This window comes from Leptospira bouyouniensis (assembly GCF_004769525.1).
Taxonomy (GTDB): domain Bacteria; phylum Spirochaetota; class Leptospiria; order Leptospirales; family Leptospiraceae; genus Leptospira_A; species Leptospira_A bouyouniensis.
On the sequence record NZ_RQFT01000008.1, the window covers coordinates 335,062 to 353,379 of the forward strand.

Genomic DNA, 18,318 nt, shown 5'->3' on the forward strand with positions numbered 1-18,318 from the left:
AACCCTTCCAAATTTTACAAATTTTATCTTGTACCTTCGTTCATAATTTCGCTATGATTTTTATTTAATCCAGCTGCTGTTAAGGACGGTGCTCGTACGTGACCCGCATATTGTGTGTAAGTTGTTTGGCCACTGACAATGGATGTTTGACACTTATCAAGTCCACCAGCACGATTGTATCCACAAGATGAATGGAATGCAACTGCATAGTCATCAGCACCTGGCAAAATAAAGGAAGATCCAAATCGAGTTTTATACCCTGGAACATGATTCACAAGAACTGATGCCGTCAAGTTGTGATTATATGCTCCACGAGCAGTTGTCACAACAAGTGAAAGATCCATTGCGTTTCCAGATCCACCAACTAAATTTGCTAATTCTGAACCACCAGAAGCAGCGGCTAGAGCAGTTACCTTTGTGATATTGAATCCTTTTGAAGTAGTCGTATCTCCAAGATTCGCTAACCAATATTCAATTGCATAACAACCTGCTGAATGGCATACCACCTTACAGGTATTTGCTCCCTTACAATAATTTGTTAGTCCAGTCGAAATATTTGTTTGAGCTCTCGCAGCACCAAAGGTTCTAGGATCAGTACTTCCATCGTAACCAATAAATACCTTTGAACCTGATACAACATTGGCATTGGTCCCCCAATAGCTGTTCACATCGGTTGTTCCTACTCCATCGTGGTTTTTACTGGATTTTCCGTGAATGAACACGGTAAACGTTTCGGCACTTATGTTTGTCACAAACAGCATGGCCATAATTAGGTTGATTGTCATTTTCATCTTCTACTCCTTTTCAAGTACTCCACGACTACAAATTTGACCATTTTGTGTCAAATATTATTACAAATGCCATATTTATCTATGTTAGTCATGAAAATGACATACAAAAATCGACATTTCAGCTCTTTTCCTAAGGGTTTGTCATGGATATCTGGAAGGAAAAAGAGGACTTTCATACCAAACGGTGACCAATTCCTTTGTCTCCCGAAAGAATCACGTGAACTGTTTTTTAGATTTTGGGAACCTTGAAATTAGTATTCATTACGTTCTATAGAATTGGTTCCAGATTTTAATTGATTAAATATTCGATCGATAACCATCTAACATCAAATAGGTGTCTAGTCAAAAAACGGAATTCCGAACTGGTGAATCACATTTCGAAAAAGTCAAATTCTAAAGGGCTTTTCTCATATTCCTTCTTTTGAAAGGACCCTACATTTTTCAATTATTTGCAAAAATAGATTCGCCATGAAACTACCTAGTCTCGCATGATTCTCAATGAGTTGCAATGATCAGATTCCAACGGAAAGTTGGAGTGTTCATCGCAGAACAAACGTTACCAATACACTATGTTGTCAAAGACATCTCCTCTATCGATCAAAGAAATCATCGCAGGAACAGATTTATTCCTGAACCTATCACCGGAAACCAGAGAACACCTTGCAAGATCGTTCGTTAAAGTAAAGGTGCCAAAGAACAAGGTTGTCATAAAACAAGGAGATCATGGCGACGCAATGTATCTTGTTGCTACCGGAAGTTTTAGTGTCTATGTGACGGCAGATGGAAAAAAACAGAAACTAGGTGAGATCAAACCTGGAAGTTGTTTCGGCGAAGGTGCGCTTGTAACAGACGAACCACGTAATGCTACTGTTATATGCGACCAGTATGGCACAGTCTACCGAATCGGACGTGATGAATTCAAAAAGGCTTTCAAAGATCGCTCTGAAGAACTAAATGCAATCATTAGGCTAATTAGCAGACGGTCGCGTGCTCTGCATCGAAGTGTGTTCCGTCCTGAACCAAGACGAATCAAAGAGCTCATTTCATCAGTTTCTCTTTTTAGCGGTGTCGGTGCAAAACTCATCGCTGAACTGGAACCACAAATGGAATGGATATTTTTACCGGGCGGCGAAACACTCATGCGCCAAGGCGACAAAGCTGATGGTATGTATGTTGTCGTCAATGGAACTCTCGAATACGAAGTGAGAAATCATGAGAACCTCATTGTTTCAACTGGGTATTTTTCAAAAGGAGATATCATTGGCGAACTTGCACTATTAACAGGTGAGCCGCGTACCGCCACAGTTGTCGCAACACTTTCCTGTGAGATTGTAAAAATCAGTACTGCTGCATTTGAATCCGTTTTCTCCAAACATCCTCCGAGTCTGTTGGCTATTACCAAACTGATCGCAGAACGGTTCACAAACGACCGAATGGGGAAACGAGTTGCCAAACAAGCTCGTAGTATCATTACACTTTTTCCATTACAGAAGGATCTTTCAGTTCGTAATTTTGCCTCAAACCTTTCACAATCACTAAAAAAATTCGGACGCACAGCGATCATTGAAAGCCGCGACTTTAAAAAACGTCTTGGAAATCGCGAATATGCGGTTTCAGACTTGCTTGAATCATTATACCAGATGCAAGACTCTCACGAATTCTTGATCCTTTGCCCTGACTTTGAAGATAAACTATGGACTGAAACGATACTACATCATACCAATCGTATTTTACTGTTAAGCGAGGCGCATAGAACTGGAGGTCTTACTGCAGAAGAGATTCGATTTCTTGGCGATTCAGAAGAGTTTTTTGGCCCAACACGGGAATTAGTTTTACTCTATTCTGACCCGAACGAAAAACCAGCCAATACAGCGAACTTAACACGCATTCGAAAAATTGGAATCGTCAGACATATTCGGACTTACAGTAGCCATGGTTTTGAAAGTCTAACCCGTTTTATTACAGGTCGTTCCGTAGGACTCGCATTAGGTGGTGGTGGAGCAAAAGGACTAGCTCATATCGGACTTTTGAAAGCCATGCAGGAAGAAAATATACCTATTGATATGATAGGAGGCACAAGTGCTGGTGCTCTTATGGCAAGTATATATGCAATGGGTTATGATGCGACCGGATTAGAACGCGTCGCCAAATCACTTATGAGCGACAAAAAAACACTGAATGATTATACAATTCCAACTGTCTCACTCATTCGTGGTAAAAAATTCAATACAGTCATTAAAAATTTCGTTGGAAGCACAATGATCGAAGATCTTTGGTTACCTTATTTTGCTGTTGCAACAAGTCTTACCAAAGCCCAGAAAGTGATCTTCGACCGTGGACCTGTTTGGAAAGCATTACGTGCTTCTGCATCGATACCAGGCATCTTACCGCCGTTCTACGAGAAAAATGAGCTGCTTGTCGATGGTGCTATACTCGATAACATACCAGGTGCTGTGATGCGAGAAAGAGGAGCCGATTTTGTAATATCGGTGGCACTCTCTTCTGAGGGTGATTCTACAGCAGATGAAGCATTCAGCTCCATTTATGAAAAAAATAATTCAGGAGCACTTCCATCAGCACTCCGACTTTTATTCAAACGACTCATAGGCAAAAATCAAATACAAAAAGACGTCCCAAACCTTTTAAGTTTACTGATGCGTGCTACATTTGTTGCTTCTGACGCTGCAAAAGCCAAAGCAAAAGCTGAGTCAGATATTTTTGCTGAGCTACCTGTTGAACAATATGGTCTTTTCGATTGGAAGAAATTTTATGAACTAGTTGATATCGGATACCAGTATGGCAAAACTCATGCCAAGAGTTGGAAAAAACAACTAGGGATCAGAGGATAATTGATAGTTGGATTCGTGAATCGGGAAACGATTCCATTGGATTCGAATTATCACAAACATGCGTAATCGAAGGATATCTCCGCAAAAGAGTTGTATCAAAAAGTCGATTGGTTTTTTCTAGATTGAAACTTTCATTAGAAGAGTAGAAAATATGAAAAAAGTAAATCTTTATTATTGGATCGCCACTGGCCTGGTCGTATTTTTTTTATTACCAGGATCTGTGATGAATATCATGCAAACCGAGGATTGGCTTGAAGTCTTCAAACAACTTGGCTACCCAGCGTACTTATTGCCGTTTTTAGGTGTCGCTAAGATTTCTGCCTGCATCGCTATTGTTTTACCTAACCTAAGACGACTGAAGGAGTGGGCTTACGCTGGTCTTGTTTTCGATATCGTCGGTGCCATTTATTCCGCACTCATGGCGGGCCCATTCGACCCAAGACTTTCCTTTATGATCCTACCATTATCTGCAATTTTTGCCTCTTATTTTTTATGGCATAAAAAAATTAGCTGAACGACAAACTCCTGATTCTGCCGCGTTAGGCTCGCGGCTTTCACCTAACATGCATTCTAGTGCATTACAAGGTCGCGGGTTCTGGGTTAGCTGGAATGGCGATCATTAAAGAGTGGATCTATCAATTCGCCTTTCGCATCTGACTGACTTACCCCAACCAATCACTTAGCAACCTAACGTTCGTAAGTATTAGTATAGAATGTCACACTACCTAAATCGTGCCTTTTTGGCACTCGGTGATTTTTTTGCACCAGGAGATGATTTTTTAGGCTCAGATCGATTGCCTGAATCACTTGGCTTTCTTTTTTCGGATTGCCCTTGACTTCGATGTGAGTTTTGTTTGGAGTTCTGTTTTGAGTTCGCATTACGGCCAGAAGAATTATCTCCCGATTGGGAGGGACGTCTTTGGCCTCGATTGCCGCCACCTCCCGATCCATGGATTTTTGGAGCCTTGCCTGTATACGATTCAACCCGCGCTGCATGGTAAGGATGGTCCCGATCCACTGGGATCGAAATTCCGATTACTTTTTCAATGTCTTTGATCAGTGATCTTTCGTCTGCCTCGGCGATCGCAATGGCAATTCCATTTTTCCCTGCACGTGCCGTACGACCAATTCGGTGTACATAGGTTTCGGGAACATAAGGAATTTCATAATTAATGACATGGGTGATGTCATCGATGTCGATTCCTCGGGCAGCTAAATCGGTTGCGACAAGAGCTCTGTTTTTTCCCGAACGAAAATCTTCTAAGGCTCTTTGTCGAGCCGATTGACTTTTGTTGCCATGAATTACATCCGTTTTGATTCCACTTTTGTTTAAAAGTTCCGAAATTTTATTGGCTCCATGTTTTGTTTTGGTAAAGATAATTGTTTTTTTAAAATTTTTATCTTTAAACAAATGAAGGAGAAGATTTTTTTTATCTGCAAGTTCTGTGTACATCACAGATTGTGAAATGAGTTCTACTGTCGACGAAACAGGTGTTATATCGATACGAATTGGCTCTACCAAAATTGAGTTTGCCAATTTTTCTATTTCAGATGGCATCGTTGCAGAAAAAAACAAATTCTGTCTGCGCTTCGGCAAGTACGAAATGATTTTTCGAATGTCATGGATAAATCCCATATCCAACATCCTATCTGCTTCATCTAACACGAATATTTCGAGATTTTTCAAAGACACCAGGTTTTGGTTCATCAAATCGACAAGGCGACCAGGTGTGGCAATGAGTACATCCAATCCACTTGCAATCGCCTTGGCTTGGGGATTTTGTCCCACACCACCAAAAATGACAGCCGTTCGAATTTGCGTATATTTTCCATATAAAACAAAACTTTCATGGACTTGAATGGCAAGCTCACGGGTGGGAACTAACACAAGAGACCTGGGTTGTTTTGGATTTGGTTTTGCCCTCGTGGAAATTAAATTGTGGATCATAGGCAAAGCAAAAGCAGCGGTTTTACCCGTTCCTGTTTGAGCACAACCTAACAGATCGTGATTGTCTAGAAGTAAAGGAATGGCTTGGATTTGGATGGGTGTCGGTTTTGTATAACCAGTCTCAACGACTGCTTTTTGGATGGATCGATCTAATTTCAGATCGGAAAACGTTTCAATTTGTTTTTGCAAAATATGCCTTCGTATCTATCCTCCAAAATTAAGAAAAGCAGTCTATTTGGATAGGTCAAAAATTTCTCTTTTTGGGGTGTGAAACGAGAATATGGGTTTGGATCATATCAAGGTAGAGGAATGAATTTTGATAGAATGGACGTTCCCAATGGGATTGGAGTATTGGAAATGGAATGTGTAAGGGTCGGGCTCTTTCGGGGTGCGCTCTCCGCTTCCGTCCTTCGGACCAAGCCCTGCAGATCCCTAACGCGGGAGGGATTGATTTCTACTATGTAACGATTTGCTATCGAACCAAATTTTTAGATAGTTGATCCAAAAATCGTTTAATTAGTAAATCATAAACTTCGCTCGGCAACTCTCCCAGAAATCCCTCAATTCTAGTTTCTTCTAAGTAAGAAACAAACCCTAACTTGATGGATGAAGTTGATTTGAGTCCTGTTTCATGAAAAAACTCCTTCTCAGAACTTATGATTTCATCAAAGCCAACAACCACGTCATAAGTTTTACGAGAAACACCGCAAACAAACCAATGGTCCCTGCTAGGCAATTTAGATAAGACTAGTATTGGCCTCTTTTTCTTTTTTCCATCAACTTGCGGAAGTTCTGCCAAACATATTTTACCGACTTGGATCATAGTTAGGATTTTTCCAAATTAAATCCTTAGTTGTATACTCGGTCTCTTCATCGGAATATGCTTCAGCCAACATAGATGGACTAAATGGAATTTCATCCTCAATCTCTACATAAGGAAATTTTATTTGATCAAAGAAAAGTTCATTGAACGCGTGAATGTCATCAATGATATCTTTTGACTCTTTTTCTAATGGAATGGAAATCATTTCTGAATCTCCTCTATTTGCTTTTTCAGATTTTCAATTTCTTCAGACAACGATTTCTGAATAGAACCCTTTTCTTGTTCTAATGAAGCAATTGTTAATTTTAGATTTTCGATCTCATCTGATTGGGTTTTATTTTGCGCGATCAACTGATGATTAATGTTCTCCAGGTTTGCCGTTTTTTTCTTAAAGCTCTCGATCGCACTTTGAAAACTATTGAGGCTTTGGATCAATTTTACCCTATCTTGTAAGAGTGTTTCAATATCCCTTTTGGATGCTTCCAATTGGTCTTGAGTCTGCTGTTGTTTGGTGGCTTGGATTAGATTTCCGATGAGACTTCCAAAAGTAACTAAGCCATTCCAATCTATTTCTTCGTCTTTTGGCATTGATGGTAATCCCATTCCATTATAGGTAGACAATTCCTATTTTTGCACCCATAAATTTTTTCAAAACGAGCTGGAAATTAATTTCATCTCAAAAATCACCAAGCTCTGGCGGAATGAAAAACTGACTAAGTTCTGAAATAAACTCCCTTGGACTTCGCTCTAGGTGAACCGATTCTGGAACTAAAGGCAGTATTCTGCTCTCCATATAATTTATCTTATCTTGCAAATAAATTTTCCTTAATTTGGGCATAGATCTTATAATTCGTCGATCAATGCTTCGATTAAAATTTGGAAAGGAATAGCCTATTACAATTAATACTTCAACCTCCGAGATAGAATCAAATAAATCTTCTTTACTCGGATGATCCGTTTCTCTTTTGTCCCACGCAAAACAAATATTATACTTTATATCACTTTCTTTGGACTTAAAATGATCATACAAGTCGAATAACCTTGTTAGCTTTTCCTCCTGAGAAATGTTTTCATATATAAATCCAAATGCTTCACCTGAAATACTTGCATCAAGAGAATTATTAAAATATAAGTGGGAACCAGCATATCCATTTAGTCTAAAAAATTGTTTTGATGTGTTTGGAGGTGCGAACGCATCATCAGTTAATTTATCAAACCGATCATTCAAATAACCAATAGTCTTATTTGTTAAATTGCATAATGCAGATGCAAACTGTAGATCGTAATTCCACGTTGCAACAAAAACCTCTTGGTGAAGTTTATAATGATTACTCCTCTTTTCAATAAGAGCTGAAAGAAATGCATAATATCTTGAATCAATTCCACGAAATATATGGATCATCATTAGATAGTAGGATAAGGCACGTTTGATTTTCAAATATTCAGTTGTTTGGTTTGAGAGATATGCCTTTTTGGCAAATATATCTGGAGTTCCGTACTCGCGGATTCCCGAAGATAAAAATCTTAAATCACTTAGCAATTCGGTTGGCATTTTATCTCTCAATGTGGAAGACTGAAAAGGAAGATCGAAAATTTTCTCAAAATTCTCCTTCATTTCTTGAACAGTTGGAACAACAGTCGCGCTCGCACCAGCACCTAATAAATAAAGTGTTTTCATTTTAATCCTCACCCGACATCCACTGCATACACTGGCACTCTCAAACCCTCAAAACCCTTCAAACCATAGAGCAACACTCTCTCCACCTTCTCCTCAGTAAGCGTAGATTTCACAAGATGATACAAATTTTCACCCAAGCAGAAATCACCTACGTCCTTCACCTCATTGGAGCAACGAAAGAACAAGTCAACCTAAGTTCCGAAAGGATCATACCTAACAGTAGCGTCCCACTCTATTGGCGATTTACGCTCTACCTGAAAATTCCCTATAGTTTGTGAATACTTTTCTATGTGATTTGTTAACTCAACTTGATCCAATTTTTCATTCTCAAAAAAACCCTGAATGAATTCTGAGTATTTTAAACTCCAGACGTTTTGAAATGTTAGAATAGTCGGATAATATTCTGCATAAACTCGGTAGTTGAGAGTTATTAATTCTTCTAATTTGAATTTAGGTTTAAAGTGAATAACATCATGAAGAGCAATCGATAGTTCTTTTAAGAATTTATTATCATTCTCTGGAAGGATAACAATGATCCAATATTCATCTCCGATATTTTTAATCAGAAATACTTGATCGATGTATTTTTTATTCGTCTTACAAAGACTCTCAATGAATTGAAAATAAACTTTTGTATGCTGTTGATAAAAAGCTTGCGTGTACAGTTCTCTTTTTCCTGCATCGATTATGTTTTGAAATTTGATTTTTGATGAATTTTTTAAATCGATGGAAATGAGAATTCCGGCTGATTTTTTACTTAGGCTCACAAATTCAACCGGTGAAATACGTCTCGAGTTTTTTGGAAAGAGAAGTTGATTTTTGATCCAACGGCAGGATATTAACTTGCTCAAAATTATATTGGCTTATTGCCTTCAGGAACTTAAAATTTATTCCTCGCATGCAAATTTAGTTTCCTGCAAGAATCTCAAACATTTCATCTTTATGTAATTCTACCATTTCTTTCGTCCAGGAATGATTATCTTTGACCATTTTTGCCATGATCATCAATTTCAAACTTTGATCAATTATGCTTTTATATGTATCAACTTTTGCAAGCGGCGTTACATTCGAAAACTTTGAATTGTCAGAAGTTGTAATCAGAGCAAGATTCCCGAAACAATCCAAATGTGGTTTTTCCCATTTTTCTAATTCACTAGGATTTTGCGGATAGAAATGTTCTATTGAATTCCGAAATTGGAATTGCCAATCTTCCGATAATTTCTTAATATCATATTTTGTATTTCCATCACGATAGAGAAGATAATCAAGGTATGTGAAAACGATTCGCTCAATGGCAAACCCACTCTCATTTTCAAAACCTGAATTTTTTATTTTTTCACTGCAATAATTTTCAAGTATAGTTGTTAAGTTTGCGTTTTCATCTTTCAATAAATTCTGAATTGCCAATGTAATCCAATGCATTGTTTTGGGAGAAGTATAAGTGATTCGTAGGCAAGATTGGAGTGTTCTTAATTGCTTGTTAATTCTATCACTGAAAGTAGCAACATAATTCGGTTTATCGTTTGATTTACCTTTTGTCGTATCTGTATATTTTTCCAGGCGTTGGAGAGACCACTTACCGGTATCTTTGTAATCCCTGGCGAATTCTCTTTTTACGATATATTTATCAAATAAAACTCTAGATTTTAAAAGTAGAAAAAGAAAACTTTTTGCATTAATGGAACTCTTCCAAGTCCACTCCAAGTTGAGCATAAATTTCTTATCATCCAGGTTTCCTTCCATTTCATAAAGATTGTCGTTTTTCGATGAATTAATCTGCAAAAGAAAGTTTGGGAAAGAGAGAATGGATTCAAACCTTTCATCCTCATTTGGTTCGGTTTCCCCAGAAGGTTTTTTATCTTGTACTATCTTCTCTTGACCAAGAATCTCGAGAATTGACTTTTCTTCTTTAGAATTATCTTGAATTTTTAACAAATTCACAATGCTCTCAAAACTAGTAACTTTTTTATCAAGACTGCTCCAATCGCCTGTAAATATTTTTTCTCTATACTCCTTTTTAAAATTCATCTGAACATAGGAATCCATATTTGAACAATTGTCCCATATTATGGCTCCTACTTTTCTTTGTTCAGTAGAATCTAGCATTTCCAAAATCTTCGCTTTTGCAATCTCGTGGAGCTCCAATTGTTCTCCACGAGTATTCATGATTTCGAAATAATGGTTTAAATCAATATTTTGAGGAACTTGAACTTGGATCAAAAAAACGTTTTTTAACTTTGATTTAAAATTATTTCTATCCAGTTGTTTTTTACCAAAGTAATTTGAGATAATTTTAAGGCCGTCCAGGATCTCCGAGGAAAAGAATTCATCGATAATATCCAATTTACCAGTATCATCAAGTGCCGAAAGAGTTCGGTTGGATTTTTCTCTGGCTTCGAAACACAATGCGTCTCGCGCGAAAATAGTGCTTAAATATCGTTGAAGAATAAATAACGTTGTCAATCTCTGTTGACCGTCAACCACTTCATATAATCTGGATTCTTTTTGATTCACTATAAGATTTCCGAGAAAATAACTGCTGTTTGGAGATTGTATAGAGCTATCAATATCTTCAATTAATTGTTCAATTTCTTTTTCTTTCCAAGAATAGTTCCTCTGGTAAATGGGTATAATAAAGTTAGTATTGATAAAAATATCGGAAACGGCAACCTTCTTTAATTGCTCCTGCTCCATTACAAATCCCACCCATTAATTTTATTGAGAGTGTTAACAATACTCTCGTATTTATTCTTATTTTCTAATTTGATGACTGACGGCTTTTCAAAAATTAGCAATTTTATTTCTGACGGATCTTTCATTTCACTAATGATCGTGAATAGATTCATTCCATAATTTAATCGTTCGTGCTCTCCTCTCGCATATTTATTGACTGTCTCAGGATACACCGAATGCATTACCAGTCTCAATGAATAACACCAGGAATACAGTTGTTGAAAGATGAAGTCATTAAGGCTTTCCAACCCGAAACGATCCACAAAAAACATTAAAACAGATTCGTACAATTGTTTTATGTATATTTCGCCACTTCCGTTAGTCGGAACATTTTCAGGCGGGTGATTGTTTTTTATTTTAAATTGAATTTTTTCTAACAAACTTCCATAATGCAAAGCATACTGGAAGAACCTTTTCCCTGAAAGGACTGGTTGTGTGAGTTGAAATTGATTCAAAAACATGGATCCTATCAATTCATTTCCACCTGTGGAATTGAATTGCTCTATGTAGAGATTGCTTGCCTTGTGGTAGATAGCGTAATTTGTTCGATTAACACCTAAAATCCCCTTGAATAAATCGATTCGACTAGATGAATAACCCAAACCGCTATTGCCTTTATACCACTGAGTCAAAGGATACAAATAATTCTTAAACAAATCCTCCAAGTGTTCGGAATTGGTAGCTTCCCATTTTCTGATAATACTTACTTTAGATTCCTCAGTTTCATCATGCATCTCCCTCAAGTGGAAGGATTTTAATAGGTCATGAGGTGCCAGCTCTTTTCCTCTAGAATTCTGTGAGTCAAAGAATTGAAAGGCGTCTTGCTCACTATCTGTCACGATTTGAACAATAGTGCTATTCTTCAGAAGATAATTTTTAAAATTTCGTTTTCGTTCATCTGTCTTCAACTCATTGAGTCTTCTCTTTAAAACAAAAAAATTTCGAAGCAGAGGTTCTTTGAAACTTAAGTTTATATTTGCTTTTAATAAATTTGACCTATCATCTCCAAGTGCATGAAGCAGTATAGAATTTGTAATCATTCTCTGTTGCCCATCTACAATATCATACTCTGATTCTTTTTTATGAAGTATTACAGAACCAATTCGGTATTCTTTCTTTTCTTCTTCAAAAGCTTCGTAGATATCTTGGAATAATGTGTTTGCGGATTTCTCAGTCCACCGATATGGTCTTTGATAATCAGGAAGTCGTAATTTCAGTTTCAGAAGTTCTTCCAAAGTGACAATCTTTAACTCACTCTCAACTAATGGCATCTTAATTCCCCAACCCCAATTCCCCCCGAAACGCCCTCTGGCTCAAAGCTCCATACAAATTCTCCAACTCCCCCAAACTCTTCTGGTATTTCTCTTTCAAGGACTCCACCTTCTCCACAACCGCCGCAAATTGGTTTTGGAGTTCGAGGGGGGGAGCGATAAACTCTATTATTCTTACATCCCTTAAATTGATCTGTTTAAGAGCTATGCCATAGGTCTTTTCTTGAATTTTTTTCTGCATTGATTGTGATTTGATTTGAGACAAAGCAAACAAGTTATTGAAATTATCGGTAAACCAAATTGGAGTTATTCCCCGAGTTACATTTGCGTCCTTCAAATCCTCACCGGCAATCGACACAACTCCCGTTGTGCCTCGAACACACATTAATAGTTCTCCACCTTTAAGTCTTGTTCTTCTATATTTATTTTCAATCTTTGGATCAATACGTTTTAGTCCAAGACTGTGTATAATATCGGAAGTTAAATCAACGGGTCTTACAATTATGACACCATCTTTGAATTCTTCACCAGGTTGAACTATTCCATAGGTTAATGGACAATCTGGTGCAACAATTTCGGAAAACCTCTTCACCTCCCACCCCTTCTCATTCCGCACCGGATCCCCAAACATCTCCAAAAAGGTGCTCTTCAAATACGCATCTAACAAGGCCAGACTTTCTCTCCTTTTGGCGATCAATGAGTCGGCCTTGGACAGAATGTTCGCAATGACGATTTGTTCGGGAAGAGGGGGGAGCGGGATGAGGATTTTTTCTAATCCTTCGTATTTTAAAGAATCTCGAACGGAGCCTTGTGTATTATTTTTAATCTGAACTATCCCATTATTACTTTTCAAATATCGTAGTAAGTAACCTGGGTGCAAATCCTGTAAGTTAATACTGAAGACAATGTATAGTGGACTAATTAATGCTTCTTCAGATTCAGTTAAACATGCAATTGAGCCAACATTTATTCGCGAAGGGTTGTAAGCGAATTCATTCTTTTTCACTATTTTGTAATTCGATAAGTCTTTACTGAATACTTCTTTGCTGAAATAATCTTCCGATCTAGTAAATCCTTGGGAATTTGTAACGGAATACACTGTAATATTATGTAAACCTCGATTTCTTAGGCTTGTCTGTTTGGTATACTTACCAAGATTCCGAATTGGCCAACGACTATTCATATAAACTTGCCTTTGCGAAAGAATCTGTGAAGGCAAAAAGTGTTAATGATTTGCAAGTTTCGTTATTTTTTCCTTTCAATTTGAATAAAAAACTATAAAAAAAAATCTTATACAGTAATCGATCTCTCCGATACGCTTCGCCACTGAGAGCCCGAGACCCTTTCCTATCGAATAGGGATGCTGAGTAGAATCCATAGGATTCGTACCGAAGCATCACCCTAACATCCCCGTTAACTCATCCAAGCCCTTTCCGATTTCCTTCTCGAGACCCTTTAGTTTTTCCAGAATCACCTTTGGCGATTCATAACTCACTTCTTCAAAGACATCTTCTTTGAATTTGCTCATGGAAAGGTCATAACCTTCGTTAACAATCTCGACTTTGGGAACAAAGAAATACTTCGCCTTGCGGTCGTTTGGTTTTCTGGGGTCACGGCTTTTGAATTGGGTAACGATATCGATGAGGTCCGAGGTCTCGATTTTAGTTCGTTTGTCGTCTAACGTATACCCATCGGCGGCCATATCATAAAACCAAACCTGTTCCGTGGTACCTCCCTTGGTAAAAAGTAGGATGGCAGTGCTCACCCCGGCGTACGGTTTGAAAACTCCACTCGGCATAGTGATAACGGCTTTCAGTTCCGACTTCTCAACTAGGATTTTACGAGCTTCGACAAAGGCCTTGCCACTGCCAAAAAGAACCCCTTGCGGGACAATCACAGCGGCAGTCCCACCGATCTTTAACATCCGAAAGATTCGCTCGATAAACAAAAGTTCGGTTTTGGTTGTGGGAAGGGAAAATCCTTCGTTGATATCTCCCTTATCGATATTGCCAGTAAAGGGAGGATTGGCAAGCACCACATCAAACTGGCTGTCTTCATTGTAGGACTTACTCAGTGTGTCCTTATAATCAATATGAGGTTGGTCGATGCCATGCATCATTAGGTTCATAAGACCTAGGCGCACCATTGTTGTATCAATATCAAAACCGTAAAAACTAGACTCTAAGATCGTTTTTGTTTTTTCATTTAAGCCAGAGCTGATGACAGCTCTTTCAAATCCGTCTTCATCGACTTCGGTTACTTTCGCCGATTTGGATTTGTTATTTTTTCGAGCCAGATCGGTCAAAATGTATTGATAGGCTCCAAGCAAAAACCCACCTGTCCCGCAAGCTGGGTCCACCACCCTTTGCCCCAATTGAGGACTCACAAGCTCTGCCATGAGTTTGATGATATGCCTTGGTGTTCGAAACTGTCCATTCTTCCCAGAGGTAGCAATTTCACTGAGAAGCATTTCATACACATCCCCTTGGATGTCTTGGAACGCATGTCCCCCTTCCCTTGCATCTCGTTCAATCTCTTCAAAGATTTTTTCAATGATTCCAATGGCTTCCACTAGTAGGGAAGGTTTTGGCATAATAAAAACGGCATTTGCCATGGACTTGGTAAAGGGAGAACCACCCTCCAATTCCTTTAAAAAAGGAAACACCTTAGTTTGCACATGGAGTAACATCTCTTCGGCGGGTTTGTGTTTGAATTCACTCCATCGCAGTTCCGATTTCTGTATCGTCTCACTACTTCCAGGAACTTTATACTTTCCGTGAAATCTCGATACAAACTTTTCACCCGTAAACTCAGCGTCTCTTTCGCGTTTGGCGTCCAAATCATCGATCTGTTTCATAAAGATAAGATAGGTGATTTGTTCAATGGCTGTGAGCGGATTGGAAATCCCACCACTCCAAAATAAATTCCAGAGTTTGTCGATTTGTGATTTGAGTGTTGAATTAAAAGAAACCATTATGCGGCGAGAACCTTATCTGTTAACATTAAAATTTCATCAATTTCTTTGGGCGAAAACACACCTCGAATTCCTTCGGGATGTATCTGTGTAAACGGAGCTTGGATCAAATCCTTCTTTGTCAAACTTTCTCGTTCTAATATAAAGTTTTTGAGAAGTTCCATAAACTGCAACTGCCTTGCTGACAAATAACTATGTGTTTGGATAAAGCTTTCAAAGGATTGGGTCACAATCTCAGGAAAACTGGAAAGCCTCTCAATGCCAAGAATATGTTTTAGAAACTGAACGAGTTTTGCCTTCCGATTTTGGTACACACGTCGCAACAAATCTATGGTGATATTGGGGTGTTCCTCATGCAGTTCTTCCGCAAGTAAACCCACTTCCGATTCACTGAGCGCATCTCCCATCTTTAGTTTTCGTAAAATGGGATTGGATTCGGTAAGTTCTTTGATTTTTTCTTCCACAAGTTCTTTGTAACGGCTAATGCTAACTGACTCATGTTGTGGTCCAAATTCCACATACTCCTTTACAGCAACCAAATCCTTGAGATCATACTTCGCCACCTGGAAAGGCGGCGCAAAGGAATCAATGAACTTAAGCAGTGGAGACAGTTTGTTGACCAAGGTATCAAAGTCGTCTTCCGTTGCCTTTGCCCAGTATGCGTTGGTTTGTGCCCTTCGAATCAAGTCCTCTTCTAGAGCCACAGTGTTTACCGAAAGTGGAAGTTCTGAAATGAGTTCGATCACACCTACTTTTAGGGTTTCAAATTTTTCTGGTTCGCGGCTTAGCTTTGCAAGGGAGACTTCCAAAACATCACGCTCAAAACGCATCGCTTTAAAATCCACATTCGATACAGTGCGAAACAGTGGCTTGACCACTTCTTTCATAAAAACAAGCGCCTCATTCTCGCTATGCGATCCGAGTTGGTTCCAAAAATTGGGATCTGTAGTTCTCTCTAAACTTGACTTCGCATCTTTGATCACAATAGAGTTTTCTGGTAACGTGGTAATTTGTTTTTGTAATTTCTTAATCTCACGCCGAACAATGTCAGACTCACCAAGCTCCAGCGCCTTTTCCAATTTATCAAGTCTCATTCCGAACAATTTAACCGGAATCGGAATCTGACTTTTCAATTCCTTACCCTTCGGATTCAATTTGAAATATTCAAAATTATCCCAACAGTCGAGAACGAGAAATTGGTCTTTTTCCAAACACCAAGGAATTTGTTTTTCCGTATCGAGTAATCGTGTTCCCCTACCAATCATCTGCCAAAACTTCGTATAGGAAAACACAGGCTTTGCAAATACCAAGTTCACAAGTTCTCGGATATCAATCCCTGTATCGAGCATATCCACACTGATTGCCACTCTTGGCATATCTTGCGTCTTAAATTGGTCAAGGAGTCCACCTTTCCCATACACGCGCGGATCATCCGAGACAATCACTTTGGCAAATTCACCGTTGTATTCGGGATATAATGTATCAAAAATACTTTCAATCTCACGGGCATGACTAATACTCACGCAGAAAAAAATACTTTTTCCAGGGATCACACCACTCGGATCTTTGATACACTCTTCCATAAACTCTTTCACTATAAGAGTGTTTGTCCCACGGTTACGCACCGTTTTTTCCAACTCTGTTCCCTCATAATTGATCTCTTCCACTTCCTTTCCTTCTAAGATCAATTGCTTTTGGTCATCTAATGAAATGGTGCGTTTGCTAATCCCTTCATTTTGGAATTTGGTTTTGATCTTCATCACTTGAAACGAACAGAGATAAGGTGGAATATGATTAACTGCCTCTTCATAGGAATAGGCAAACGTAGGAACTCCATCTTCACATTCAAACAGTTTGAAGGTATTGTGATCAATCACATTCGTGGGAGTTGCCGTCAGTCCAAGAACCATTGTACTAAAGTAATCTAAAATTTCTTGGTAGGTATTATAAATACTACGATGAGATTCATCCACAACCACCAAATCAAAGAAATGCGGTGAGAGTGGATTCGTTTCATCTCGAATGATATTGAGCATCGTTGGATAAGTCGCGACATACACTCTTCTGTCTTTAACAATTTCAGTTTCCCCTTTATGCGGCCAACGAGGTTCATTGGGAATAAACTCTTTAAATGCATCGAGGGCCTGATCTCTAAGGGAGATTCGATCAACGAGAAATAATACGCGTTCGACCCATCCTGCTCTCATCAAAGTTTCTACAAGAGCAATACAAGTTCTTGTCTTACCTGTTCCCGTTGCCATAACCAAAAGGAACTTTCTTTTCTTCTTTTCGACAGCTTCTAAGACAGATCGGATTGCTTGGATTTGAAAATCACGGCCAGCGATCTTGGTATTGATGAGTTCACCAGTCAGTGGCCTACGAGCTCTCCGAATGTAGGCATATCGTTCCAAATCATCACGAGTGGGAAATCCATATACTTTCCTTGGAGGACTATGTTCCAACTCCCAAAAATAAATATCATGTCCGTTAGTATAAATGCAAAAGGGAAGTTCTCCACCTTTCGATTTTTGGATGTTGTAACAATATTGTTTGGCTTGTTCTCGACCTATTGCCGCATCGACAGATGACTTTTTTGCCTCAACGACTGCTATTACTTTTCCGTCTCTACCAAATAAAACATAATCACTGAATTGCAGACCGTGGTATACACTGTTAGGCTTTACATTGTCCTTAACTGGCTCTACAACAATTTCAAACTCAGGGACGACCTGGGTATGATCTTGAACATTCCAACCAGCTTCTAATAGCCGTTTATCAATTAGATCTTTTCTGGTTTCCTTTTCGTTTTTCATCAGAGACAGATAATTCGCACCTAATTTTATCCAATTATATTAGTATAGCAAGTGTTTTACTGCAAATCGCATTTACTGTTATTATACGAGAAGAGGGAAATTTGCGTAGGAATGGATTTATCCCTCCCCCAAAAACAAAAAAAGCCTCACATCTTTCGATGTAAGGCTTCTCTTTTCTTCTACTCTTCTTCAACTATATACGACAAAGGTTCCATCTTTCACCAAGAGGGAAAGCCTGCGGAAGCACCAAGCGGCACTGCCGCGACTGCGAGCACCCGACTTGATGCGTGAGCTTCGAGCTCTAGTATCAAAGTCGTTCGGCGCTGACCGCCAAACAGAACAAAGTAAAACAAACAACGCTTCAATCTATACATACACGTTAACACGTGTATATTGTAATATGGTCAAGCCGATCGAGCGATTAGTATCACTTGGCTG

The 18,318-nt window shown here is 38.7% G+C and carries 14 protein-coding genes; 2 read left to right on the plus strand and 12 right to left on the minus strand.

Annotation, left to right across the window (positions count from 1 at the left end; genetic code table 11):
• Positions 1-23: 23 nt before the first annotated feature.
• The gene (locus tag EHQ43_RS09905) at positions 24-791 is read right to left on the minus strand and encodes a hypothetical protein (protein ID WP_135771074.1); all 768 of its coding nucleotides are present in this window, start codon (positions 789-791) and stop codon (positions 24-26) included.
• A 569-nt stretch (positions 792-1,360) separates the two neighbouring features.
• Here EHQ43_RS09905 and EHQ43_RS09910 point away from each other — a divergent pair.
• The gene (locus EHQ43_RS09910) at positions 1,361-3,640 is read left to right on the plus strand and encodes a cyclic nucleotide-binding domain-containing protein (RefSeq protein WP_135771075.1); all 2,280 of its coding nucleotides are present in this window, start codon (positions 1,361-1,363) and stop codon (positions 3,638-3,640) included.
• A 151-nt stretch (positions 3,641-3,791) separates the two neighbouring features.
• Positions 3,792-4,154: a DoxX family protein gene (locus EHQ43_RS09915; RefSeq protein WP_135771076.1), complete on the plus strand. Its 363-nt coding sequence runs from the start codon at positions 3,792-3,794 to the stop codon at positions 4,152-4,154.
• A gap of 207 nt (positions 4,155-4,361) precedes the next feature.
• Here the strand turns inward: EHQ43_RS09915 and EHQ43_RS09920 are convergent, their stop codons facing one another.
• The 11 genes from EHQ43_RS09920 to EHQ43_RS09970 all read right to left on the minus strand — a co-directional run bounded on the left by EHQ43_RS09920 (position 4,362) and on the right by EHQ43_RS09970 (position 17,880).
• Positions 4,362-5,777 (minus strand): DEAD/DEAH box helicase, encoded by a 1,416-nt coding sequence (locus EHQ43_RS09920; RefSeq protein WP_135771077.1) that lies wholly within the window; start codon positions 5,775-5,777, stop codon positions 4,362-4,364.
• A 283-nt stretch (positions 5,778-6,060) separates the two neighbouring features.
• Positions 6,061-6,411: a type II toxin-antitoxin system PemK/MazF family toxin gene (locus EHQ43_RS09925; protein WP_135771078.1), complete on the minus strand. Its 351-nt coding sequence runs from the start codon at positions 6,409-6,411 to the stop codon at positions 6,061-6,063.
• Complete coding sequence (locus tag EHQ43_RS09930) at positions 6,395-6,616, minus strand: hypothetical protein (RefSeq protein ID WP_135771079.1); 222 nt, start codon at positions 6,614-6,616, stop codon at positions 6,395-6,397. The genes EHQ43_RS09925 and EHQ43_RS09930 overlap by 17 nt, the downstream gene beginning before the upstream one ends.
• Positions 6,613-6,999 (minus strand): hypothetical protein, encoded by a 387-nt coding sequence (locus EHQ43_RS09935; RefSeq protein WP_135771080.1) that lies wholly within the window; start codon positions 6,997-6,999, stop codon positions 6,613-6,615. The genes EHQ43_RS09930 and EHQ43_RS09935 overlap by 4 nt, the downstream gene beginning before the upstream one ends.
• A gap of 88 nt (positions 7,000-7,087) precedes the next feature.
• A complete protein-coding gene (locus EHQ43_RS09940; protein ID WP_135771081.1) occupies positions 7,088-8,089 on the minus strand; it encodes a hypothetical protein in 1,002 nt (333 codons plus the stop codon).
• Positions 8,090-8,280: 191 nt separating this feature from the next.
• Positions 8,281-8,940: a hypothetical protein gene (locus tag EHQ43_RS09945; protein ID WP_167481777.1), complete on the minus strand. Its 660-nt coding sequence runs from the start codon at positions 8,938-8,940 to the stop codon at positions 8,281-8,283.
• A gap of 55 nt (positions 8,941-8,995) precedes the next feature.
• Positions 8,996-10,783, minus strand: a complete 1,788-nt coding sequence (locus tag EHQ43_RS09950; protein ID WP_135771083.1) for a DUF262 domain-containing protein — start codon at positions 10,781-10,783, stop codon at positions 8,996-8,998.
• Complete coding sequence (locus EHQ43_RS09955; RefSeq protein WP_135771084.1) at positions 10,783-12,093, minus strand: DUF262 domain-containing protein; 1,311 nt, start codon at positions 12,091-12,093, stop codon at positions 10,783-10,785. Before EHQ43_RS09955 ends, EHQ43_RS09950 begins: the two co-directional genes overlap by 1 nt.
• A gap of 1 nt (position 12,094) precedes the next feature.
• Entirely contained in the window at positions 12,095-13,276 is a 1,182-nt protein-coding gene (locus EHQ43_RS09960; protein WP_135771085.1) for a restriction endonuclease subunit S, read from the minus strand.
• 213 nt (positions 13,277-13,489) lie between these two features.
• Positions 13,490-15,067 (minus strand): type I restriction-modification system subunit M, encoded by a 1,578-nt coding sequence (locus EHQ43_RS09965; RefSeq protein ID WP_135771086.1) that lies wholly within the window; start codon positions 15,065-15,067, stop codon positions 13,490-13,492.
• The gene (locus EHQ43_RS09970) at positions 15,067-17,880 is read right to left on the minus strand and encodes a type I restriction endonuclease subunit R (RefSeq protein WP_135771087.1); all 2,814 of its coding nucleotides are present in this window, start codon (positions 17,878-17,880) and stop codon (positions 15,067-15,069) included. Before EHQ43_RS09970 ends, EHQ43_RS09965 begins: the two co-directional genes overlap by 1 nt.
• Between the last annotated feature and the right edge of the window lie 438 nt (positions 17,881-18,318).